22 protein-coding genes are annotated in these 24,360 nt (G+C 42.4%); 15 read left to right on the top strand and 7 right to left on the bottom strand.

The window, feature by feature from the left end; genetic code table 11:
- Window positions 1-45: 45 nt before the first annotated feature.
- Both WC743_RS17320 and WC743_RS17315 read left to right on the top strand, forming a co-directional pair.
- Window positions 46-330 carry a hypothetical protein gene (locus WC743_RS17320; RefSeq protein ID WP_373013898.1) on the top strand — a complete coding sequence of 95 codons (285 nt, stop codon included), beginning with the start codon at window positions 46-48 and terminating at the stop codon, window positions 328-330.
- Window positions 331-773: 443 nt separating this feature from the next.
- The gene (locus tag WC743_RS17315; RefSeq protein ID WP_373013896.1) at window positions 774-1,724 is read left to right on the top strand and encodes a pentapeptide repeat-containing protein; all 951 of its coding nucleotides are present in this window, start codon (window positions 774-776) and stop codon (window positions 1,722-1,724) included.
- Window positions 1,725-1,793: 69 nt separating this feature from the next.
- On the opposite strand, the gene WC743_RS17310 is transcribed toward WC743_RS17315, so the two are convergent.
- The 4 genes from WC743_RS17310 to WC743_RS17295 form a co-directional block, all read right to left on the bottom strand.
- Entirely contained in the window at window positions 1,794-2,267 is a 474-nt protein-coding gene (locus tag WC743_RS17310) for a hypothetical protein (protein WP_373013894.1), read from the bottom strand.
- Between the two features lie 40 nt (window positions 2,268-2,307).
- Window positions 2,308-3,144 (bottom strand): sulfurtransferase, encoded by an 837-nt coding sequence (locus WC743_RS17305; protein ID WP_373013892.1) that lies wholly within the window; start codon window positions 3,142-3,144, stop codon window positions 2,308-2,310.
- Window positions 3,145-3,582: 438 nt separating this feature from the next.
- A complete protein-coding gene (locus tag WC743_RS17300; protein ID WP_373013890.1) occupies window positions 3,583-4,056 on the bottom strand; it encodes a ribonuclease H-like YkuK family protein in 474 nt (157 codons plus the stop codon).
- A 669-nt stretch (window positions 4,057-4,725) separates the two neighbouring features.
- On the bottom strand, window positions 4,726-5,256 hold the full coding sequence (locus tag WC743_RS17295; RefSeq protein ID WP_373013888.1) for a hypothetical protein: 531 nt from the start codon (window positions 5,254-5,256) through the stop codon (window positions 4,726-4,728).
- 189 nt (window positions 5,257-5,445) lie between these two features.
- Here WC743_RS17295 and WC743_RS17290 point away from each other — a divergent pair, with 189 nt between their 5' ends.
- The 12 genes from WC743_RS17290 (at window position 5,446) to WC743_RS17235 (ending at window position 18,151) form a co-directional block, all read left to right on the top strand.
- Window positions 5,446-6,429: a glycosyltransferase family protein gene (locus tag WC743_RS17290; protein WP_373013886.1), complete on the top strand. Its 984-nt coding sequence runs from the start codon at window positions 5,446-5,448 to the stop codon at window positions 6,427-6,429.
- 318 nt (window positions 6,430-6,747) lie between these two features.
- The gene (locus WC743_RS17285; protein ID WP_373013884.1) at window positions 6,748-7,734 is read left to right on the top strand and encodes a DUF6427 family protein; all 987 of its coding nucleotides are present in this window, start codon (window positions 6,748-6,750) and stop codon (window positions 7,732-7,734) included.
- Window positions 7,735-7,779: 45 nt separating this feature from the next.
- A complete protein-coding gene (gene purQ / locus WC743_RS17280) occupies window positions 7,780-8,472 on the top strand; it encodes a phosphoribosylformylglycinamidine synthase subunit PurQ (RefSeq protein WP_373013882.1) in 693 nt (230 codons plus the stop codon).
- Complete coding sequence (locus WC743_RS17275; RefSeq protein ID WP_373013880.1) at window positions 8,472-9,215, top strand: type III pantothenate kinase; 744 nt, start codon at window positions 8,472-8,474, stop codon at window positions 9,213-9,215. Before purQ ends, WC743_RS17275 begins: the two co-directional genes overlap by 1 nt.
- Entirely contained in the window at window positions 9,208-10,542 is a 1,335-nt protein-coding gene (locus WC743_RS17270) for a hypothetical protein (protein WP_373013878.1), read from the top strand. Before WC743_RS17275 ends, WC743_RS17270 begins: the two co-directional genes overlap by 8 nt.
- Before the next feature lie 58 nt (window positions 10,543-10,600).
- Window positions 10,601-11,134: an LPS export ABC transporter periplasmic protein LptC gene (gene lptC / locus WC743_RS17265; RefSeq protein ID WP_373013876.1), complete on the top strand. Its 534-nt coding sequence runs from the start codon at window positions 10,601-10,603 to the stop codon at window positions 11,132-11,134.
- Between the two features lie 95 nt (window positions 11,135-11,229).
- A complete protein-coding gene (locus WC743_RS17260) occupies window positions 11,230-13,338 on the top strand; it encodes a SurA N-terminal domain-containing protein (RefSeq protein WP_373013874.1) in 2,109 nt (702 codons plus the stop codon).
- A gap of 71 nt (window positions 13,339-13,409) precedes the next feature.
- The gene (locus WC743_RS17255; RefSeq protein WP_373013872.1) at window positions 13,410-13,925 is read left to right on the top strand and encodes a DUF2480 family protein; all 516 of its coding nucleotides are present in this window, start codon (window positions 13,410-13,412) and stop codon (window positions 13,923-13,925) included.
- 9 nt (window positions 13,926-13,934) lie between these two features.
- Window positions 13,935-14,711 carry a DUF3108 domain-containing protein gene (locus WC743_RS17250; RefSeq protein ID WP_373013871.1) on the top strand — a complete coding sequence of 259 codons (777 nt, stop codon included), beginning with the start codon at window positions 13,935-13,937 and terminating at the stop codon, window positions 14,709-14,711.
- Between the two features lie 7 nt (window positions 14,712-14,718).
- Window positions 14,719-15,282: a DUF3109 family protein gene (locus WC743_RS17245; RefSeq protein ID WP_373013869.1), complete on the top strand. Its 564-nt coding sequence runs from the start codon at window positions 14,719-14,721 to the stop codon at window positions 15,280-15,282.
- Between the two features lie 86 nt (window positions 15,283-15,368).
- Entirely contained in the window at window positions 15,369-16,505 is a 1,137-nt protein-coding gene (gmd, locus tag WC743_RS17240) for a GDP-mannose 4,6-dehydratase (protein ID WP_373013868.1), read from the top strand.
- A gap of 29 nt (window positions 16,506-16,534) precedes the next feature.
- Window positions 16,535-18,151: a gliding motility protein RemB gene (locus WC743_RS17235; RefSeq protein ID WP_373013866.1), complete on the top strand. Its 1,617-nt coding sequence runs from the start codon at window positions 16,535-16,537 to the stop codon at window positions 18,149-18,151.
- Window positions 18,152-18,450: 299 nt separating this feature from the next.
- Here the strand turns inward: WC743_RS17235 and WC743_RS17230 are convergent, their stop codons facing one another.
- Together WC743_RS17230 and tilS are read right to left on the bottom strand one after the other, a co-directional pair.
- Window positions 18,451-18,933: a hypothetical protein gene (locus WC743_RS17230; RefSeq protein ID WP_373013864.1), complete on the bottom strand. Its 483-nt coding sequence runs from the start codon at window positions 18,931-18,933 to the stop codon at window positions 18,451-18,453.
- On the bottom strand, window positions 18,930-20,264 hold the full coding sequence (tilS, locus tag WC743_RS17225; RefSeq protein ID WP_373013862.1) for a tRNA lysidine(34) synthetase TilS: 1,335 nt from the start codon (window positions 20,262-20,264) through the stop codon (window positions 18,930-18,932). Before tilS ends, WC743_RS17230 begins: the two co-directional genes overlap by 4 nt.
- Window positions 20,265-20,315: 51 nt before the next feature.
- Between tilS and WC743_RS17220 the strand changes: the two genes are divergently transcribed.
- Complete coding sequence (locus WC743_RS17220; RefSeq protein ID WP_373013860.1) at window positions 20,316-22,883, top strand: OstA-like protein; 2,568 nt, start codon at window positions 20,316-20,318, stop codon at window positions 22,881-22,883.
- Window positions 22,884-23,772: 889 nt separating this feature from the next.
- Here the strand turns inward: WC743_RS17220 and WC743_RS17215 are convergent.
- Window positions 23,773-24,360 (bottom strand): non-canonical purine NTP diphosphatase, encoded by a 588-nt coding sequence (locus WC743_RS17215; RefSeq protein WP_373013858.1) that lies wholly within the window; start codon window positions 24,358-24,360, stop codon window positions 23,773-23,775.

The following is a 24,360-nucleotide window of genomic DNA, read 5'->3' as shown; positions in this document are numbered from 1 at the left end:
AAAAATATTTTTTACAACAACAATTTTTTACTTTATAGGAATAATATGGCTCTATATTCTACTACAAACTTGAAGGCCTTTGATGAAGTTGGAGGCGTAGAAAAGCACATTAAGTTAGGCGACAAAATATATACCGGCGATGAACATGCCCAAACGATACTAAACATTCTAAATAAATACAAAATATACGCGGCCCAACGCACAGTTGATGTAGCAGGCAAAAACGTTCACGAATTTACTATTCGTTTAAAACCAGTTGAACAGCCTGCCCGCGAACTGCAAATTAACCATTTATTGTTACCACATTACGAGGTAGAGCTGGCAAGTTAAATAAGCCAGGCTAACCCTATATTTGCTGTGTGCCTGCGGAAACAGGCGGGCAAGGTCTTTACGCGCACCCTTATGACAGGTATTATGGTATGCCCCTCACATCTTGTTTACCGAACGTAGTGTATTCCAGGTTTATCTTAAATCTAAATTTTATTTGAATCTTCTTTTTAGTGAAGTAGTTTCTTCAATTTGATGGAACCCTGCCTGCAAAAAGATATCGGATACCCACATTAGAGAATTGTTTCCGGGGTTTCCGGATTGCAGTCCTTTGCTCCATGGTTAAACCGATAATATTATTTGAATCACGACATATACTACTGATCTTTTATTAAATACAACTACAAGTAGCATAAATACAACTATAAGTATTTGCTTTTTTTTGATTCTGGAAATGCATCCGGATACCTTTGTGGTGTCAAAAAAATAAATAAAAAGATACTCATATGTTAAATACTAAAATGATCGGCAATAGAATTGCCGAAGCACGAAAGAAAAAAAATATTTCTCAAGCACAACTTGCTCAATTTCTATTTATCAGCCCGCAAGCAGTTGGAAAATGGGAACGGGGAGAATCAAGTCCGGACATCATTACTTTTAACAGGCTCTCAGAAATTCTGGGTGTTGACCTGAACTATTTTTCAGAAAACTTCCAATCCGCGAACGATGGAACGGTTTCTAAGACGCCCATTGACAGTACCGGTGATATTGAGCAAACAGCACAAGAGGTTGCTAACCTCTCCCGCACCGGGGAGCGCCAGGTGCGGATAAACCTCACCGCGGTAAACCTGCAAGAGAGTGACTTCGCGGGCGTTATTTTGCACAAAGGAAAATTCAAAGCGAGCCCATTGTGCAGAGCCGACTTTGCCGGCGCCGACCTAACCGGTAGCTCGTTTGAGGTTAGCGATGCGCGTGAAGCCAATTTTGACGGCGCAAATGTGACGGACTGCAGCTTTTCCATCACTGACCTTTCGGATGCGAGTTTCTGCAAATCCGTCCTTGTACGCACCGACTTCAACAAGTCGTCGCTGGTTGGAACAAAATTTACAGATGTAAAACTAACTGATGTAAAACTAACCATGACTGACCTTAGAAAAACAATCTTTGAGAATTGTGTCTTTAACGGCGTGGATTTCAAATATTCCGACCTGCGGGGAATGCGTTTTGATGGGCATACCTTCATTGGTGTCCAGTTTGACAAGTCTGCACTTAACGACGTTTCGTTTACGGGAGCGACGCTCAGGAACGTATCATTCCGTTTACCTTTTTCGGTGACAAACAAATCTTACCGGGCCTTCAAAACCGTCTGCTTTGACGGAGCCATAATGGATAAGCTGACCTATGCCGGGCTTAAAGGCCTATGGGTTGTCGATTTGTCAAAGGTTACTGTTATTTAAACTTAAGGAGGAAGGAAAGGCGTGGATTTGGAGATGGGGCAAGGCAGCATTTTCGCCTAGTTTGGTAGCCTAGCCCTCAAACCTGCCAAATATTGTTTCAACAGCTTTAACCCGGTAATCAAAGATCTTTTTTATTTGCTTGCCAACCAGTACTTTGTTACTTAGCCTGCCTATAATGCCGTAGGGGATGGCATAGTGCAGTAGGTCTGTCATTTCTACACCACCTGGGATCTCTTTAAAATGGTGCTGATGGTGCCACAAGGCATAAGGGCCAAAGCGCTGTTCATCCACAAAGTATTGATGATCCTGCACGTGGGTTATCTCCGTCATCCAGTTTAGCTTAATGCCAAACAATGGCGATACCTTGTAAGTAATGATCATACCCGGATACACCCTGGCTGCATCATTATAATCTGATGTTACCACAAAGTTTACTTCTGGCGGGGTTATTTTGGCCAGGTTCAATGGCGATGAGAAAAACTCCCATGCGGTATCTAAACTAACCGGAATATTCTGCTTTAATTTTAACGCGTATGTTTTCACTTATGGGTAACGAATTAAGCATTGTGCGGTTTGCACAGCACTATTTATTCTCCGTAGCTATCGGCAAATCCCTTCTGCTCCATTCGCTCCATGAACCCACATACAATTTGGCACCACTAATGCCCGCCTGCTCCATACCTAATAAAGTGTGGCAGGCAGTAACGCCAGATCCGCAATGCACAATAACATCCTGGGGGTTTACATCGCCAATGGTTTCTTTATAAATTGTAGCCAGTGCCTGCGAGGTAAGGTATTTACCCTCCGGCGATAAGCTGGTACTATAAAACAGGTTTACGGCACCCGGTATATGGCCTGCAACCAAATCAAGCGGTTCGGTGTAGCCCAGATAGCGTTGCCCCTCGCGTACATCAATCACCACACGGTCGTCTGCTTTGGCGGCGGCTTCTACTTCTTCAATATTAACCGTGTTGCGGTATGCAGGGGGTACAGGATAAGGCGTAACAGCTATGGGTGTATAAACGTCGGTGCTTAATTCAAGACCTTCGTCTGTAGCGGCTTTTAACCCGCCGTTTAACACCTGCACGTTGGTATGGCCTATAGAGCGCAGCATCCACCAAAGGCGTGCGCCGCCCATTGCCCCGGCTTTATCGTCATAAACAATAACGTGGCTATCCGGCCTGATGCCCCAGCTCCCTAAAGTCGCGGTAAAATCTGTTAACGACGGTAAAGGGTGCCTGCCGCCAAAAGCGGGATCGGCGGGGTGTTCGGCCAGGTCGTCATCCAAATTAGCGTAAATTGCATTGGGTAAATGACCGGCTAAATAGCGTTCATACGCGTTAGCACCGGCACGTACATCAATTATTATAGCTTCGGGGTCAAACACCCGGGAATCGGTAATTTCAATAAGAGGAGACATAGGCTATTATTTATTACCCAAATATATAAATGCAGGAGATATATTAAGTAAGAATTTGGTAAAGTTTGGGGGCTAAAAAGACTTACGCCTATCCGCGTTAGGCTGAGGTGATGTAATTAATTAAGCGTATGCCCTACCAATGGCGCCGTTAGGTGCTAAAGCTTTGTAGAAAATTACGATTAAATATTTTGCGTGCCGTAGGTATGCACCCTGGCGTGGTTTCCGGACCAATGGCCCGGTATTGCTCCCTGATTATTTTTCTACAAAGCTTTAACCCCGATGGGGTTTATTTTTCAATAATGACTACCCGCGTTAGGGTTAAGAGCGGATACCGGCCATGCGGCTAAGGCCTGTGCAGTATGAGCGGATAGCCCGGGCCGCAGGCAACGCCCATATTATTAATGGCTTATAAGGGGCGCAACCAAAATAACTAATGCCTTATTGCACCATTTTATTGGCACAGCAAGAGCTTGCAAAAGCTTCTGGCTTGGCTTTAAACACAAAGCCCATGCTTAGTATGTAACCCATAGCCTCGTGCAGGGCCGCGTTGCTTTTAAACATTGGGTTGGTGTTAATATCGGCATGTACTTCCAGTTCAACATCATACAGGTCAAGCAGGTCGCAAAGTTTGTAGGCAATGTCAATAGATTTTTGCACTTCGGTAAGCATGCGCTCTTTAATGCTCATTTTTTGTGAGGTACGCTCCTGATGAATAAACATGAAGGCCCCCCGTTTCTCGCGGATAAAAACAATTACGGTAGCAAAATCAGTTACGGCCCCTTTAACTTGTGAATCTGTACCGATGCAAACTTTTAATTTATTGCCCAATTCGGTTTCCCGCTCAATGGCTGCTTCTACCTCTTCTAAAATGGGCGTTTGGATCACCTCGCCGCTAAATTTTCTCCAGGTCATAAAAATCGTTTTAAGTTAATTTTGTCTGACCTTTTTTATCGGTCTATAAAAATAAGTGATTAACTATTTCATAAACGTTAAAAGCAGGTAATTTATTTGTTAACATTTTACTGAATATTAACACGTTACAGGATGCAAGCCTGCAATAGCATGTTAAATTCATAAAAATTAACAGGATAACGGCGAAGGAGGGGTTGCCGGTAGTGCGGGAAACCGACGGTATACTTATCCCGATGTAGGATTACTATTGAGTTAGCAGGAGTGTGTTTAACCGCCCCTGAATCTATTGCGTTTTCTTGTGCCTATTTTGCCGAATAACTTTATTAGCTATTGTTAAGATTATACCTGTTACTAAGGACGAGCATAAGTTAAAAAAGAAGTTACCAATCAAGAACTGGTGACTCTCCCCCGTTCCCAGCTCGGTTTGCATTGTTGACACTTTATAAAATACCTTAGGATAACCCATCTGGGTGATGTGGCTATCATTATAATGAGTAGAAAAAATGCAAAAGCATAGAAATATGACTATGGAACTTGCTGTAAAAAATTTCATGAGAGGTTTGTAAATAACACTTTATTAATACTTTCAATGACAAGCAAAAATATAACGATCCAACTATTATAAGTATAAACACCTGATTTATAAATCAGGTGTTTATTGCCGTCCCCCTAATAAATGGTGCGATCTAAAATCCGGCGGTATTGAACAGCATCAGTGATAATGAACAGATTTTCGCCTTTTGCTTTGTTTTTGGGTATTATAAAAGAAATATTCCTTTCAATTTCGTTTTCCAGTTTTTCCAGTTCAACTGCCGTGAGCTGGGAAATGTTCCTGAGCGTAAATGTTACCTCAAGCACTTCGCCTTTTGAATTAACATAATAGTTTACAACCAAAGCATTCTCTGAGTTGAGCTGGCGTAAACGATTAGTACTAAAAACGGCCGTAAATGTTTGATACATTACATAAGCCGGCTTTTTCTTAAAAAGCGAGGCGGGGTACTTTGACAGCTTTGCCGTTTGGTTAAAAAGCTCGTTCTCGGTATTAACAACAACAAAACTGTCTTTACTGATGCTTATAGTTTTAAAAATAGCTGAATTGCCCCTGATGGTTTTATCAGCGGTAAAGATCTGGGCCCGGCAAACAGTAACCGATAAAAAACAAATAGATAGTGTAATTAGTGCAGCACGAAGATTTTTCATAGTCTGATAAGGTTTGGTAAATAAAATTGTGGGCGTGAGTTTGACTTTCTCTTTTGCTTTTGGTTTAATATAGGTGGTTAAAAAAGCGTTTATATTAAACCGCCAATTACCTTAACTGAAAGATTTAAAACAGCAACCAGGACAATTGTTGCGAAACCCTTTTATATTTGCCGGCAACATTATCCGTTTATGAAAATATTGTTTGGGATACAAGGTACAGGGAACGGCCACATTAGTCGCGCCCGCGAAATTGTGCCCTTATTACAGCAATATGGCGAGGTTGACCTGCTGGTGAGCGGTACCGAAGCCGAGGTAAGCCTGTCGCAGCCGCTTAAATACCGTTTTCATGGGTTTAGCTTTGTGTTTGGCAAAAACGGCGGGGTTGATAACTGGGCCACTTTTAAGATCATGAACCTGCCCCGGTTATGGAAAGATATGCACAGCATCCCCCTAAAACAATACGACCTGATCATTAACGATTTTGAGCCGGTTAGCGCCTGGGCATGCAGGCTGCAGGGTGTGCCGTCGGTATCCTTAAGTCACCAGTGCTCTTTTGTATCTAAAAAAACACCACGCCCATCTAAATGGAACTATGCCGAGTGGCTGTTTAAGTATTATTCGCCCACCACGCATCATATTGGTTTCCACTTTGAGCGTTATGACGATTTTATTAATACCCCGGTTATCCGCAGCGATATCCGTAATATGGAAACCGCCAATCATGGGCATTACACCGTTTATTTACCCGCTTACAGCGATGCAAGGCTGGTTAAAAACTTAAGCCAGACCAATGCCGAATGGCAAATTTTCTCCAAACGCACAAAAACCGCTTACCGCGAAGGCAATATAGAGGTGTTCCCTATTAATAACGAAGCATTTAATACCAGCCTGGCCAATTGCGAAGGCCTGCTTACCGGTGGTGGCTTTGAGGGCCCTGCCGAAGCATTATTTTTAGGCAAAAAAGTTTTAATGATCCCTATGCGCGGCCAGTACGAGCAGCAATGCAATGCCCTTGCCGCATCAAAACTGGGGGTAACCGTTGTTGATACCATTAACGGCGATTTTGTGAACCGCATTAACACCTGGCTGGCAGATGATACCCGCATCAACGTAAACTTCCCCGACGAGACCGCCCAGATAGTTGACAGGATGGTAAAACAATACGCGCGGTAAAAGCAAAAAACTCCCGCAAGCCGTCGCTCGGCTCCAGCCGAGTGTCCGTTATTACGCGGCGTCCCGCCGCAGCATACACGCCATTTATTAAAGAGGCGGCCGGAGGCCTTATAATAGTTGTCACTCGGCAGGAGCCGAGCGACAGGGGATTTTCTTTTTCCTATCCCCCTCTTTGCGCGAAGCGGAGAGAGGGAAGACCAGCGCAGCGGAGTCAGGCTGAGTTAAATTGCCGCCTTGCCTGTCAACTAAAGCTAATTATTTCAAGGTATCTCACACTCCAAGTTTTTCTGTTAATTTTGCCGCAAAGCCAACCGGTAAATGATCAGTATTTTCAAGATATATAATCCGCTCAATATTTTATGGCTGGCCGTTTTGTTATTTATAACACGCATTGGCTATGTGATACAAGCACCGGATAAGCTTGAATTTATTTTTGTTGAGCCTTTTGCGCGTTTACTGGTACCGGTATCATACGAGTACGCCTTCTCTCCTATTTTAAACATTTTTTTAGCCGGTGTGCTGGTATTGATCCAGGCTGTATTCATAAATTACCTGGTTAACCACTTCAATTTACTGGGCAAGCCTACCTTTTTGCCAGCCTTAATGTATGTAACGCTTACGGCTTTATTTAAACCTTTTATGGTTTTAAGCGCTCCGCTTTTCTGCAATTTTTTATTGATATGGATGCTGTTTAAGCTGTTCAGTCTTTATAAGAGCGATGATGCCAAATCAACCGCTTATGACCTGGGCATTATTGTGGCCGTTGGCTCACTGCTCTACCTGCCCTACATTTACCTGTTCCTTTCCATCTGGATAGCGCTTATTTTATTTAAACCTTTTAACTGGCGCGAGTGGGTATCAGGCATCCTGGGCTATTTAACCGTATTTTTCTTCCTGGCTGTTTTTTATTATCTCAATAACCGGTTGGGCAGCTTTTATAATATATGGGCGCCGCTGGGTACCAAATTCCCAAACCGCATTAATATCAATTATATAAATTACCTGGTACTGGTGCCGGTGTTACTTATTTTGGTGCTTTACTTTTTTAAACTGCAGCAAAATTACCTTAAAAGCTATGTGCAGGTGCGCAAATCGTTCCAGCTGTTGTTTATCATCTTTCTGATAGCGGCATTCTCTTTTTATGTAAAAAGAGAGTTCAACCTTAATCACTTTTTGTTGTGTGCAGTACCGGCAGCCGTGTTTTTTAGTTACTACTTTGTAAACGCAACCGTCAAATGGTTTTATGAAAGTTTGTATTTATTGCTGCTTATCAGCATAATATATTTTCAGTTTAACACTTTTTAACTTTTACATTCGTTCAAATTTCATAGGTTATATTAGTTTTGTAGCATGAAATTTGGCGTAGTTATTTTCCCAGGCTCCAATTGTGATGAAGATATCATCCACGTTCTTGCAAATGTAATGGGCCAGCAGGTAGTGCGGTTGTGGCATAAAGACCATGATTTGCAGGGTGCTGAGTTTATTGTATTGCCCGGCGGCTTCTCTTTTGGCGATTATTTGCGCTCAGGCGCTATTGCCCGTTTTTCACCTATCATGCAGGAGGTTATCCAGTTTGCAGCAAAAGGCGGAAAAGTATTAGGTATTTGTAACGGTTTCCAGATACTGACCGAAGCGGGCCTTTTACCGGGTGCATTGCTGCATAACAGAACCCGCAAATTTATTTGCCGCAACATTTACATGAAGGCGCAAACCACAGATTCTTTGGTAACCCGGCAGATTGATCTGCAGCGTGCATTGAAAATACCTGTAGCCCATGGCGAAGGCAATTATTTTGCTGATGCTGATGTGCTGAAGGCCATTAATGATAATGACCAGGTGCTTTTCAGGTATTGCGACGAGTTTGGTAACATTACCGAAGATGCCAACCCTAACGGATCAATAGAAAATATTGCAGGTGTAACTAATGCAAACCGTAACGTATTCGGCTTTATGCCACACCCGGAACGTGCTGCAGATACATTGCTGGCCAATCAGGACGGGCTTGCCATATTTGAATCAGTATTAGCATTGGCTAACGCCTGATGACAAACCTGGTTATTGATATTGGCAACAGCTTTACCAAAATGGCCGTTTTTGAGAATGACCATCTGCTAAAAGTTGAACAATACCAACAAACCAGTATGCAAAATGTAGACGGCTTTTTAAGCGGCTACACTATTGACAGGGTAATAACGGCATCGGTAAAGAAAGAAAAAGAGGCCTGGCAGCTATCACTGGATGAAAAATTCGGGGTAGTTTACTTTAACAGCAGCTTACCGGCAGGTATAAATAATCATTATAAAACACCTGCTACACTCGGTGCCGACAGGCTTGCGGCTGTAATAGGTGCAAATTACTTATACCCGGGCAAAGCCAACATAGTAATAGGCGGGGGCACATGCATAACTTATGACTGTATTGATGCCGGCGCAAATTATTTTGGCGGCAGTATATCACCCGGTTTAAAAATGCGTTATAAAGCGGTAAATTATTACACAGCCGCTTTGCCACTGGTTGAGGCCGATAGAGATTTTACAGAAACTTATGGTGACGACACCGTAACGGCAATAAGATCGGGCGTGCAAAACGGGGTAAAGTATGAGCTGCAAGGGTTCATTGAAAACTATATAAAAACACAAAAAGAGTACAACATTATACTAAGCGGGGGCGATAGTATTTTTTTTGAAACTCTATTGAAAAATAGCATCTTTGCCCCCTATATTAAAATTGAGCCTTACCTGGTTCTAAAAGGATTAAACGCAGCTATACAAAAGCATAATGATTAAATATATAAGGTTCATCGTTCTAATATTACTTACCGTTACTGCATTTAGTGTAAATGCGCAAACCAATAATACTACTACTGCAACTACCAGTTCGCCGTATTCACGTTATGGTATAGGTGATATTACTCCTATTGCCCTGCCGCAAAACATTGCCATGGGTGGTATAGGTGTAGCAACAAACAATATAGCCGGGTTTAACACCCTTAATCCTTTAAACCCTGCATCTTACTCAGCATTACGGTTAACTGTAATTGATATTGGCCTTAGCAGCAGCATAAACACCTTAAGTAAGGTTGGTTTTAACAATCAAACCAACACAACGTTTAAGCTTAACCACATAGCGTTTGGTATCCCGGTATCAAAAAAATCGGCACTAAGCTTTGGCTTAACACCATACAGCGAACTGGGTTATAACTACAGGCAAGTTTTACCAAACGGTTTTGGCACAGGCTTACCTGCCGATACCAATGCCGTTAATTACTTATACAGTGGCAACGGCGGTATCACCAAGCTTTATTTGGGCTACGGTTTCGGCATAGGCAAACACTTAACATTAGGTGCAAACGTATCCTACCTGTTTGGTAACCTGCAGCAAACACAATCAACAGAAATACCTACCCTGTTTGCTAACTTAAATTCAAGGATAGAAGAAAGCAACAGCATAAAAGGTTTAAATTATGACTACGGTGCGCAATACACCGTTGATTTCTCTGCCAGGAAACACCTTGTTTTTGGTTACTCAGGAGCAGCTAATACAAAACTAACCAGCCAAAACAGCTATGTAGTAAGCAGCTATTTTAGTGACGCTGATGGCAACCCGGATATCCCGACAGATAGTTTGGTTAACAGGCAGGACCCTAAAAGCAAGATCCAACTGCCAATGATAAACCGTTTTGGTATCTCATACCAGTACGACGGTAAATTTTTAGTAGGTGCCGATTATACAATAGGCAACTGGTCAAAACTGACTATTGCCGGTGTAAACAAAGGCCTTCAGGATAGCAAAACCCTTAATATAGGCGGCCAGTACACACCAAACATTGGTTCATTATCAAGTTACTTCGCATCTGTTGATTACCGTTTAGGCGCAATTTTTGATCAAACTTATATTGTTGCAAATAACACCAGTATTAAAAGATACGCGGCCACCTTTGGCCTTGGTTTACCGCTGCGCCCTTCCACAAGCAGCTTTTATAAAATAAATTTAGCTGCCGAAGTTGGTAAACGCGGTACAATAGCTAATGGCCTGGTAAGAGAAAGCTACGTTAACATCCACTTGTCTTTCACACTTAACGATAAGTGGTTCCAGAAATACAAATTTGATTAACCTGTTAGCTATGCAAGGGCGGGTAAAACATATAAATCTTTATTTGCCGGCATTACTGATGAGCTTGCTGCTATTCAGCGCCTGCGAAAATGACCTGAACAAGGTTAGGGCCATAGCCGCGGCCGATTCTACCAAAGATATCAGCCAGACTATTGGGGTTGAAATGATTTTCAGCGACTCGGCAATAGTTAAGTTAAAATTAACGGCCCCACTCTCCATCTCTTATAAAGACAAGAAAAAAAATCCGATAACGCTTATGCCTAAGGGTGTAAGAGTTGTTTTTTATGATGATAAAATAAAGCAGATAGGAAACATAGTTGCCGATACAGGGATACAGAAGGAAGCCGAAAAACTCATCATATTTCATAAGAACGTAGTGGCCACAAATACGGAGGGTACAGTTTACAAATCAGAAGAGCTGATATATGATCAGGCCAAGAAACAGATCTACTCCAACAAAAACGTTTTAATGACCAAAGTTGGCGGCGACCAAATGACGGGGACAAGCTTTGTAAGTGATGATAAGCTAAAACACCCCATCTTTAAAAACTCAACAGCCATCATTCACGTAGACAACAGCATAACAGAATAACTAAAAAATAAAACGCAATTTTTTGTGTTATAGAATTTTAGTAAAAATTGTATCTTGCGCCTCTTTTTGAGAAATATAAAAATTTAGATAGTTATATGGGTATAATGGGTTATTTGCGGGAGCGAATGGGAAAGATTCTCGCAGGAGTTATTGGTTTAGCGCTTTTAGCTTTTATTGCAGGTGAAGTATTAAAGTCTGGCAGTTCTTTTTTTAAGGACGATGCTTCAGAAATTGGTGAGGTGAACGGGCAGGTAATAAGCTATGCTGATTTCAGCAAAAAGCTTGATGCCTCTACACAACAGTTCAGGCAACAGTCTGGGCAGGACATTACACCACAAATTAGCAGTTATTTACAGGAAACCACCTGGAATACTTACTTAAGCCAATTTCTTTTAAACAAAGAGATTGAAAAATTGGGTATAACTATAGGTGCTGCAGAAAGCCAGGCAATGGTATCAGGCAGTAACCCTGATCCGCAGATAGCACGCCAGTTCTCTGATCCAAAAACCGGTCAGTTTGATAAAGCTAAGCTTAACCAGTTTTTGGCCTACCTGCAAAGCGGCAAAGTTGACCCTGCACAGTTAGAGTCATGGAACGACTTTTTAAAGCAATTATTTGAGGCTAAAAAAGTTCAAAAATATATGGCCCTGGTATCTAACGGCCTTTATGTGAACTCGCTTGATGCTAAAGACGATTACTTGTCAAAAAACAAACTGGTTAACTTTAAATATACCACGCTTGATTATGCTTCAATACCTGACAGCAAAATTAAAGTAAGCGATGATGATTACAGTTCTTACTATAATGATCATAAATCTGAATTTAAAAACAACCAGGAGCTGCGCAGCTTTAACTTTGTAGCTTTTAACGCTGCCCCGTCTAAAGATGATTCATTAGCGATTAAAGCACAGGTTGATAAAATGGTTGGTGAATTTAAAGCCACCACTAACGATTCACTTTTTGTACAGATCAACTCTGAAACAAAATCACCGTTGGTTTATCAGAAAAAAGGTTCATTAGAGCCAAAACTTGATTCTGTAATGTTCAGCGCGGAAAAAGGTTTTATTTACGGCCCATACATTGCTAACGGCAGCTACAAAGTAGCCAAGCTGGTTGATTCAAGGATAGGCCCTGATTCTGTTAAGGCACGCCATATTTTATTAAACCCGGCTACCGAAGGTGGTGTTGATAAGGCCCTTGCTAAAGCAGATTCACTTAAAAAACTAATTGAAGGCGGTAAGCCATTTGGCGACCTGGCTAAAATGTATTCTATAGATAAAACATCAGGCGAAAAAGGTGGCGACTTAGGCACATTTGGCCGTGGTGCCATGATCCCTGTTTTTGAGGATGCAGCATTTAACGGTAAAACCGGCGATATTAAGATCGTTACTTCACAGTTTGGTGTTCACTTAATTCAAGTTGAAGATCAGAAAGGATCAGCAAAAGTTGTTAAGGTTGCTATAATTGATAAACCATTGCAGGCAAGCAGCAAAACACAAGCTGCTGTTTACAGCAAAGCACAGGCTTTTTTAAGCGCTTTAAATAAAGATAACTTTGATGCCGAAGCTAAGAAAAACAACCTTGCAGTAAGAAACGCCGAAGACGTTAGCGGTACTGCCGCTGCTGTACCGGGTTTGGATAATGCCCGTGAAATTGTTAAGTGGGCATTCAAGGCAGAAAAAAATGATTTCTCTGACCAGGTATTTGCCGTTGGCGATAAATATGTTGTTGCTCGTTTAACAACTGTTAAACCTAAAGGTGTTTTACCTTTAGATGCGGTTAAGAAACAAATTGAGCCTGCTGTAAAAAACATGGTTAAAGCTAAAGAGCTTATGGCTAAGTTTAACAGCGCGTTAAATGGTTCAACTTCAATTGACCAGGTTGCACAAAAAGCAGGCAGCAAAGTTGTACCGGTACAAAACATTGTTTTTGCTAACCCGGTTATCCCTGGTGCAGCTGCCGAGTATAAACTGGTAGGCTCAATATTTGGCTCACAGCCAAATAAATTGTCAAAACCTGTTGAAGGTTTACAAGGTGTTTATGTTTATACTGTTGATAGCTTTATTAACCCTGCACAGCTTACAAACGCTGTTAGGGAGAAACAACAGCTTAGCCAGGCGCTTTTACAGCGTTCGGAAGGACAGGTACTTGATGCCCTGAAAGATAAGGCGAATGTAAAAGATAACAGAGCTAAGTTCTTATAAAGAAATTTAAAGTAATTTTGTATCCGGCATTAGCGTTATAGCTTCTGCCGGATTTTTTTTATCTGATCAAAATGGAAATACAAGAAAATATAATAAATAAAGTTGCGCAAAGCGGCCTGGTCACTATTGACCCTGCCCAGTTTTACGCACCGGGCGAGCGCGTGGTTTATGATATTAAAGATAATTTGTTCCATGGCCTTATGCTGCGCGAAAAAGATTTTCGTGAGTTTGTAAAAGAGCACGATTGGACGCAGTACAAAGATAAAAACGTAGCGGTTACCTGCTCTGCAGATGCTATTGTACCCGCATGGGCATATATGCTGCTGGCTAACCGCCTTGCGCCTTACGCCCGCGAAGTTGTTTTTGGCGATGCCGAGGTATTAGAGACCGTTCTGTTTGTAAAAGAAATAGCCCGTTTAGATGCCGAGCAATACCGCGACCAGCGCCTGGTAATAAAAGGCTGCGGCGATATCCCTGTACCGGTATCGGCTTATGTGGAACTTACCCAAAAGCTTACACCTGTTGCAAAAAGTTTAATGTTTGGCGAACCCTGCTCAACTGTCCCTATTTACAAACGCAAGGATTAACCGGGCTAAATGAAGAAATATTACCTTTTAGCTTTACTAACCTTTTGCTTTTGTAAAACATTTAGTCAGGAAGTAACCAAAACAACCGAAGTTGCTTTCCAGCCGGGTGAACAAATAACCTATAAACTAAAATATGGTTTTTTTACCGCCGCCGAAGCTAATATCCGGGTAGAGCAAAGCCCCATTAAATTTGAAGGCCACCCTGCGCTGCACATAGTTGCCGACGCCAAAACAGCCGGCACTTTTGATCTGTTTTACAAAGTGCGCAACCGCTACGAAACGTATATCGATCCAAAAACACTATTGCCTTATTATTATGCCGAAGAAAGGCACGAAGCTAAGTACAGGCATGATGATAAGGTAACCTTTGACCACCCCGAACATAAAATAACCGCCGCTAAGGGCAGCTTCCCTTTTACAGGAAATGTGTTTGATTTTTTATCGGCCTATTATTATGCCCGTAATATTGATGTATCAAAACTTAAAGTCGGCGAAAAGCTGGAACTCCGTTATTTCCTGGAAGATGGTATCCATTCTATGACCATTACCTTTGCAGGCCGGGAAAAGGTAAAATGCGCGTTAGGTACATTTAACTGTTTAAAGTTTAATCCAACTATAATTCCGGGCCGTATCTTTCGTAAAAATAGCATGCTGTATCTTTGGGTAACCGATGATAATAACCGCATACCCGTTAAAGCGCATGTGGAATTAATAGTGGGTAGTTTAGTAATGGACCTGACGGGGGCAAAGGGCCTTAAATACCATTTAAATCCAATAAAAAAATAAAAGATCAATGATTGAAGTAGGAAGCGTTTTACTGCACGAGGATGTAGTAAAGGAGAATTTTGTATGTAACTTAAACAAATGCAAAGGCGCTTGCTGCCTTGAAGGTGATTCAGGCGCACCATTGAACCATGACGAGCTTGACATTCTGGATGAGATCTATCCGAAGGTAAAACCCTACATGACCGCCAAAGGCATTGCAACTGTTGAAGAAGTTGGCACTTACGTAACCGATTTTGAAGGCGATTACACCACCCCCTGTGTTGAGGTAAATAAAGAATGCGCCTATGTAATATGGGAGAACGGGATAACTAAATGCGCTATTGAAAAGGCTTATGAACAGGGAGCTATTACCTGGCAAAAACCTATCTCCTGCCACTTATACCCTATTCGTATAACTGCGTATCCGGAATTTGATGTATTGAATTACGACCGCTGGAGCATTTGTAGCCCAGCCTGCAGTTTTGGCAACGAGCTTAAGGTTACCGTGCATGAATTTTTAAAAGGACCGCTTATCCGTAAGTATGGCGAAGAGTGGTACCGCGAATTGGAAGATACCGTAGCCGGCATCTAAATACTGCATAACAACATCTTGTGTGTTCGTTTCGGATAAATTTAGATAAATTGCAATAAGTAAAAACCACTATCTAAACTTCACCAATGAAAAAGGCATTAATAACCGGTATAACAGGGCAAGACGGTGCTTACTTAGCAGAATTTCTACTGAAAAAGGGATATGAGGTGCACGGTGTTAAACGCCGGTCGTCATCATTCAATACCGATAGGATAGATCACCTGTATCATGACCCGCATGAGGCAGGTGTTAAGTTATACCTGCATTATGGTGATCTTTCCGATTCTACCAATTTGATAAGACTGGTACAGGAAGTTCAACCCGACGAAATTTACAACCTGGGTGCGCAAAGCCACGTTAAAGTAAGCTTTGATACCCCCGAATATACTGCCAATACAGACGGTATTGGTGTGCTGCGCATACTGGAAGCTATCCGTTTACTGGGGCTTACCAAAAAAACCCGCATTTACCAGGCCTCCACATCAGAGCTTTACGGCCTGGTGCAGGAAGTACCGCAAAGCGAAACAACTCCTTTTTATCCGCGTTCGCCTTATGCGGTGGCCAAAATGTACGGCTACTGGATAATTGTTAACTACCGCGAGGCTTATGGTATGTATGCCTGCAATGGCATCCTGTTTAATCATGAGAGCCCCATACGCGGCGAAACCTTTGTTACACGTAAAATTACACGTGCGGTTTCAAAGATTGCCCTGGGGCTGCAAAACACCCTGTATTTAGGCAACCTATCCGCACAGCGCGACTGGGGCCATGCTAAAGATTACATTGTTGCCATGTGGCTGATGCTGCAGCAGGATGTGCCCCAAGATTTTGTTATTGCAACAGGCGTAACCACAACCGTACGCGACTTTGTAAAAATGGCTTTCGGCGAGTTAGGCATCGAAGTTGAATTTAGCGGCAAGGAGGAGAATGAAAAGGGCGTGATTATTGATATTGATGAGCAGCGTATTGAAGAGTTGGGCCTCAATGCCGACTTTTTAAAGTTTGGGCAAACTGTGGTAAAGGTCGATCCTAAATATTACAGGCCAACCGAGGTAGAGCTATTAATAGGCGACCCTACTAAAGCGAAAACCAAATTAGGCTGGGAACCCAAATATGATTTGCAGGCATTGGTGACAGATATGGTACAATCCGATCTTACACTGGCCAAAAAGGATGAGCATTTAAAAAAAGGCGGTTACAAAACGCTTAATTACTTTGAATAAGGATAAATAATTCGTCCTGTATAATTTATATGAAGAAACTTTTAATCAGCATTGCGTTATTTTTGTTTGTTGTTGGTGCTGCCCGGTCGCAATCTGTGTATCAGCCATACTCTTACCAGTTCTATCAAAAACTGGATGCTGACGTTTATTCTACCAAAACCCGTGTACACAGCTCATTAAAACCTTTTTTTGCTGATGATTCCCTGCTCCGGTTCCATTATGATTCATTAATGAACTATGGCAGCGGCACTGCGGGCAACAGCAGCTTTAATAAATTATTTAACGGGCACCTGGTTGAAGTTAACCGCGCCAACTCCACCTTCTATACAGACCTCCTCCCTGATTTTAACATAGGCCGTGATTTTTCAAACAGGAAAAACACCTATTTAAGCTCGTTAGGTTTGCAATTTGGCGGCAGTGTAGGTAAAAAGTTCTCTTACTATGCCGCGGGTTATATTAACCGGGCTACGTTTGCGCCCTATTTGGCAACTTACGTTAACCAGGTTGGTATTATACCGGGCCAGGCTTATGGCAGGTATGCCAACAGCGCCCATGATGTGTACGACTGGCAGTACATTACCGCGGTAGCATCATACACGCCTAACAAGTATTTAAATATATCTGCCGGCCGCGATAAAACTTTTGTTGGCGATGGCTACCGGTCGGTGCTATTATCAGATTATGCCAGTCCCTATCCATTCTTGAAGTTAACCGCCAACTTAGGCAATGTAAAATATATGGCCATGTGGGGATATTTTGCAGACCCTGCATCAACCAGCGACCAGTTCATCGACAGGAAAAAATGGGGCATTTTTCACTACCTGGACTGGAACGTAAGTAACCGCCTGTCCTTTGGCTTTTTTGATTCGGTAATATGGGCCGATACGGACGACAAAGGCCACAAGCGCGGTTTTGATTTTAGCTACATAAACCCGGTAATATTTTTAAGGCCCGTTGAGGCATCAAACGGCTCGCCGGATAATGCGCTGATAGGCTTCACCAGTAAATACAAGCTAACTGATGGCATTACCGCTTACGGGCAGTTCTCGTTAGATGAGTTTGAGGCCAAAAACTTTTTCTCAAACAAAGGCAGTTCACGCAATAAATTTGGTTTCCAGCTGGGTTTAAGGGGAGCAAACCTGTTTAAGATAAAAGGCTTGAATTACCTTGTCGAGACCAATAATGTTAAGCCGTACACCTATTCGGAGCGGTCATCAATACTGAGCTACTCGGCCAACAGCGAACCGCTTGCACACCCATGGGGCGCCAACTTCCGTGAGTTTGTTGGTTTACTGAGCTACTCATATAAACGCTTTGATTTTTCGGGCGAGTTGGATTACGGTCATTATGGTTTGGATATTAATAACCAAAACTACGGCAAGGATATCTTCTTATCATACCGCGAACCGGTACAGGAATTTGGCAACTATATAGGCCAGGGCTTAACCACCAACATGGTTTATGTGCAAGGCAAAATCGCTTACCTGCTTAATCCTAAATACAACCTCCGTTTAGAGCTTGGCGGTATAATTCGCAATGAAAAAAACGGCAGCACCTTTCTGGATAAATCAAGTATGATCACCTTTGGCCTGCGTAGTTCCTTCCGTAATATTTATACAGATCTGGCGAGCTATAAAACGCATTAAACTATCCTTTCTCTTACAGAGAAAGAAGGTTTAAAAGAAAAAATCTTGTCGCTCGGCTCCAGCCGAGTGACCGTTATTATGCGGCGTCCCGCTGCAGTATATAAGCAATATTGTTTTTAAAGGCGGCCGGAGGCCTTATAATAGTTGTCACTCGGCAGGAGCCGAGCGACGGCATGGTAAATTATATATCGCAAATCAACTCCGTATTTTGGTGTCCTCACCAAAATCTTTAGGCAAGTCGCCGAATGCAACTGTTTGTGAGGACACAAACAGCGGGGTAAATTATATATCGCACCAAACTACCCTTTCATTTCTTCTTTTACGGCTCTCAAAAACTCATTGGCCTGTTGCGAGCCTATGATGTAGAGCAAACCGTCACGATCTGTCAGGTGGATGGCCTCGTTTCCGGCAGTATAAAACCGGATAGTGCCTTTGGTGTGCAGGTTATAAACTGGGTTATTAAACAGGTAGCGGCTATAAGTGCCCTTCTCCGCTTTAACAATACTATTTAAGTCGATTTTTACACGGCGGGTTGTCCATAGGCCGTCAAGCACCACGCTTTTGTTGGTTACCACTGTTTTAAAATGCAGCAGGAAACCCATTATGATTGATATGGTAATAATTACGAAGCCAACAACAGCAAGCAGGTCGCCGTTACGTTCGCGCTCATCGGTAAAAAAATAAGCCGCGAAACAAAACATGGCCAAAACAAGGCGGATGGTAATAGGTATCCATTCCCTGCCCAGGTACTGTTTTTCTACAAAAACGGGTTTATCGCTCATAATTTTATCAATTCGAATATAGTAACTTTTTTAGTGTTATCATTTACTTTGTACCTTTCGCTTAAACGGTAGCCGCCTATCCAAATAATGTCGCCGTTGCCGTTTATCAGAATAGGCAATTCGTTTTTCCGGTTCAGCGGAATTTTCTCATTAATAAAAAAGTCGCTTAGTTTTTTGCGGGTTTTCATCCCCAGCGGGTAAAAATGATCGCCCTGCTCCCATGCTCTAACAGTTAAGGGGTAAACCAGCAATTCCGAATCGACAGAAACCGCCATCGGGTTATCCTTAACAATAAGCGGACTATCATCATGCAGCAAATTAAGCTTGTAGTCCCTGTAGGTTATATGGCTGTCAGTGTCACTAATTTCGATGCGATCATCCTGCGGTGTAGTTCTTTTACTGATAATTACCTTACCACGATCAACAACCAGAGTAAAATCAGCATTTTCAAACACCCGGCCCGAATGCTTATCTAAAGCCGAGATCAGGTCATCAATAACGGTATCGGTAAAATTATAGGATTGCAGCAGCTTAAAAAGCAACAGGCGCTGTGGGTTCAGCTTTTTAATATCATCTAAAGAAATGTGTACTTCATCGTCATGAAAAACCAGCAATTCCTTCTGTAACTCCTCCACCTTTTGGTTCAGCAATATCTCCATATCACGAAAATGCTTCAGGTTATTCTCAAAGGTAGCTTCGATGGATGGGTTTAGTTCCTTTAGCAAAGGCACAACCTGGTGCCTTATTTTATTGCGGGCGTATTTAACCGACGAGTTGGAGCTATCCTCCACAAAGGCTAAACCTTCCTGCTCAATAATGGTCAGTATATCGGCCCTGGTCAGGAACAGCAGGGGCCGCACTAATTGCCCGTTTACAGGTAAAATACCATGCAAACCGGCAATGCCTGTACCCCTTGTAAGGTTTAACAATATTGTTTCAATACTATCGTTTTGATGGTGTGCAAGAGAAATTACCTGGTAACCTTCTGTTTTACAGAGGTGGCCAAACCATTCATACCTAAGCTCGCGCGCTGCCATCTGGATAGATATTTTGTGAACAGCGGCGTAATCTTTAGTATCAAAATTTGTAGTATGAAAGCTTACGCCCAGTTGTTGTGCAAGGCTGCGGGTAAATTCCTGTTCGGCCAGTGATTCGGGGCCGCGTAACATAAAATTGCAATGTGCTATGCCAAAATTATAACCGGCCGCCTTTAATAAATGTGCCATTAAAACAGAATCCATGCCGCCGCTAACAGCCGCCAGTATTTTATTACCAGGCACAAATAATTTATTTTTTTCAATAAATTCAACAAACTGTTTAACAGGAAGCATAAGCCAAAATTATTAATTTAATAACCCCCGCAAAAAACTAATTTTGCTATCGTGATAAAATACTTTTTAAGCTTATTCCTGGTACTGCTCACTTTTGCCGCAATGGCCCAGAAAAAGTCTGTCGTAATATTAGTAAGATCTGACAGAAGTGAAACCATTAAAATTAATGGGGAAGACGTTATTAAGGTCTATCAGGGTACGTTTAAGCAGGATTACTCTATCATGCGATCTGACAGTGCCTACTTTTACCCTCAAAAAAATGCCTTTGATGCCTTTGGCCATGTGAATATTACCCAGGGCGATACGCTGAATATTTATTCGGATAAGCTTAATTACAACGGTAATACTAAGGTAGCCATCCTTACAGATAATGTGCGGATGATTGATAAAGACGCCATTTTAACCACCAACTATTTAACTTATAACACCGCAACCCGTATTGGTACCTACACCGGCGGTGGCAAACTGGTTAATAAAGAGAACGTACTCACCAGCAAAAACGGTTACTATTTTGCGAAATCGCGCGATGCTTACTTTAGGTACAATGTGGTTTTGGTTACGCCCGATGCTTTGATAAAAACGGATACCCTGCGTTACAGCACGGCAAGCCGGATCTCCTACTTTTTAGGGCCATCGAACATTTATGATACCAAAGACAAGAAAGACACGCTGTATACCGAGAACGGTTTATACAATACCGTAACCGAACAAGCCTTTTTTGGGAAGAACAATCTGTACAAACAGGGCACCAAACAAATGAAGGGCGACAGCTTATTTTATGACAAGATAAAAGGCTATGGCCGTGCGGTAAAGCATGTTGTATTTACCGATACGGAGCAAAAGATAACGATGAAGGGCGACCTGGCCACTTATTTTAAAGCCGATGAAAAAACCATTGTAACCCAGGACCCCTACGTAATTATTGTTACCGAAGAAAAAGATACTACCGCCAAAGCAGATAGCACGCTCAAAGCGGATTCTGTTGCTAAGAGCAAAACCGCAAAGGTGGTTAAGCCGGCGGCTAAAGATGCTTCTGTGAGTTTACCAAATGTGGGCAGCGTTTCGGTTAAGTCGTTAGCTATGCCGCAGCTTAAAACGCTCACTAAAGATACCACTATAAAAGTGCCGCCTGCGGTTACCAATGCGGCAAAATCATTATCAATGCCACAACTTAAAACGCTGGCAAAGGATACCGTAATTAAGCTTAAGCCCCCGGCAGGTACGATGCCCGTAAAAGCATTATCAATGCCGCAGCTTAAAACGCCGGCACAGGATACCCTTGATAAAAGTAAGCCTGCAAAAGAGAAGGTTAAAAAGGATTCTGTTTATATCTCTGCCGATACACTGGAGACCCAGATCATGACGTTTAAAAATTACAAGATCATGCTGGAAAACCTGCGGTTATCAAGGATACGCGATACCACAGCCAAGGTTAAAAAGCCGGTGACAGATGCAAAGCCTTCCAAATCTTCTAAATTGTTAACGGCTACCTATCCCAAATTCAAAGTGGACAGCACAATGTTTCACCGTGATATTTTTGGCAAGCCTAAACCTGCCGTTGCAAAAGCTAAGGCCCCGCAAAGAAAACCCGAGCCTGATCCCGCAGATAATGAGCCGGAAATAAGGCCCTACAAAAAGGTTGTTTTGAGCGATACGGCAAGGGTAAGGATAGTAATAGCGCACCATCATGCCAAGCTGTTTAAATCTGACCTGCAGGCCAAGGCCGACTCCATGTTCTACAGCTACAGCGACTCTACTATCCGTTGTTATATCGACCCTATTATATGGACGCAAGGCTCGCAATTATCGGGCGATACCATATATATGCAGATGAGGAATAAAAAGCTGGACAACCTGGATATGTTCCCATCCGCACTGATCGTAAATATTGAGAAAAAGGATTCGCTACATTTTAACCAGATAGCGGGCAAGCGGATGAAGGGATATTTTAAGAGTGATAAGCTGGACCGGATGTATGTAACCGGCAACGCCGAAAGTATATATTTTGTGCGCGACAGCCTACAGGTAAAAGAAATGCAACGGTCATTGAGCAGCCGCATGCGTATCCGCTTCAAAAATAATTCGGCACAAAATATTACCTTTTTAATTCAGCCGGATCATAAATACGCAGGCTTAGGCAAGTTTACCGAGGAAGAACGGATATTGAAGGGCTTTCTATGGAAGCCAAAAGAAAGGCCAATATCAAAAGAATCTATCCTGCCATCGTACGGCCGAAAGCATAACCCTCCTGCACCAAGACCAAAACCGGGGGCGGTTAAAAAGCCAGGGGCAGGTAATGCCCGGCCTGCAAAAGGTGAAATGGCAGGAGACAGCACATCAAGCCGGGAAACGCCCTTAACAACAGGCGACGATTCGACAGACGTAAAATCAACGCCGGTTATAAAACGGGATTCGGCAGGTGTGAAAGCTACGCCGCCTGCTATTAATGCCAAAAAAGACAAGACAGATGTAAGAACATCACCTGCTATCGAAACCAAAAAAGATTCGACAGGTGTAAAAACTACGCCGCCGGTTATTAAAAAAGATTCGGTAACCAATAAAGCTTTACCGGTAACCAAGCCCAAAAAAGATTCGGTAGCTGTTAAAAAGAAGCCTTAATATTTTGTAAGGAGGCTCCTATGGACGAGACAATTCAAAGACAACTAGATATACTCTGAAAGGGTAGCTCCTAACGGAGCAAAGAAATTGTTGTTTCCTTTTTCTACAAAGCGTTAGTTCCTACGGAACATTATTAGAAGTATTTAATAAAAATAATAAATACCCCAGCGGGGTAACCGCTTTGTAGAAAACAACCGCCGCAATATTTTGCCCTGTTAAGGGCTGCCCGTTATACTACAAAGCATTAATTCCTACAGAACATTATTTAATAAACACCGGATATAACTCTGAAAGGGTAGCTCCTAACGGAGCAAAGAAATTGTTGTTTCCTTTTCTACAAAGCGTTAGTTCCTACGGAACATTATTAGAAGTATTTAATAAAAATAATAAATACCCCAGCGGGGTAACCGCTTTGTAGAAAACAACCGCCGCAATATTTTGCCCTGTTAAGGGCTGCCCGTTATACTACAAAGCATTAATTCCTACAGAACATTATTTAATAAACACCGGATATAACTCTGAAAGGGTAGCTCCTAACGGAGCAAAGAAATTGTTGTTCCCTTTTCTACAAAGCGTTAGTTCCTACGGAACATTATTAGAATATTTAACAATAACAACAAATACCCCAGCGGGGTAACCGCTTTGTAGAAATAACCGCCGCAACATTTTGCCCTGTTAAGGGCTACCCTTTATACTGCAAAGGGTTAGATCCTACAGAACATTATTAGAATATTTAGCAATAACAATAAAATACCCCAGCGGGGTAACCGCTTTGTAGAAATAACCGCCGCAACATTTTGCCCTGTTAAGGGCTACCCTTTATACTGCAAAGGGTTAAGTGTTTATAGAAAACATGCAAATAATCTCCGGGCTCCATCGGAGCCTCCTGTTATGAATTTGCCCGGGCGTTTAAAAATGTGATGAGCTGATCCATTGCCCTGCCCCGGTGACTGATGCGGTTCTTTTCGTCCATGCTCATTTCGGCAAAGGTGATCTCGTAACCATCGGGCTCAAAAATAGGGTCATAGCCAAAACCATCTGTTCCGCTTAGCTCATGGCGGATGGTCCCTTCTACCGTGCCTTCAAAAAAATGCTCTTCGCCGTCCCATATCAATGATATTACGGTACGGAACCGGGCCTTGCGGTTATTACTTCCTTTTAGCTTATCCAGTACTTTATCAATATTAGCCTGGTGGTTACCATGTACCCCCGCATACCGCGCCGAATAAATTCCCGGCTCGTTATTTAGCGCGTTAATCTCCAAACCACTATCGTCACCAAAACAACTGAGCTGGTATTTATCATAAATATACCTGCTTTTTATTGACGCGTTTTCGGCAAAGGTTTGGCCGGTTTCGGCAATATCTTCATGGCAGCCAATATCGTCTAAACTAAGCAGGTTAATTTTACCGTTTAGCTTGGCGGCTACTTCTTCCAGCTTGTGTTTGTTATTGGTTGCAAATACTAATTGCTGCAT

Origin of the sequence: Mucilaginibacter sp., from assembly GCF_041660805.1 — a bacterium.
GTDB lineage: Bacteria > Bacteroidota > Bacteroidia > Sphingobacteriales > Sphingobacteriaceae > Mucilaginibacter.
This window is presented reverse-complemented; position numbering and strand designations above follow the sequence as displayed.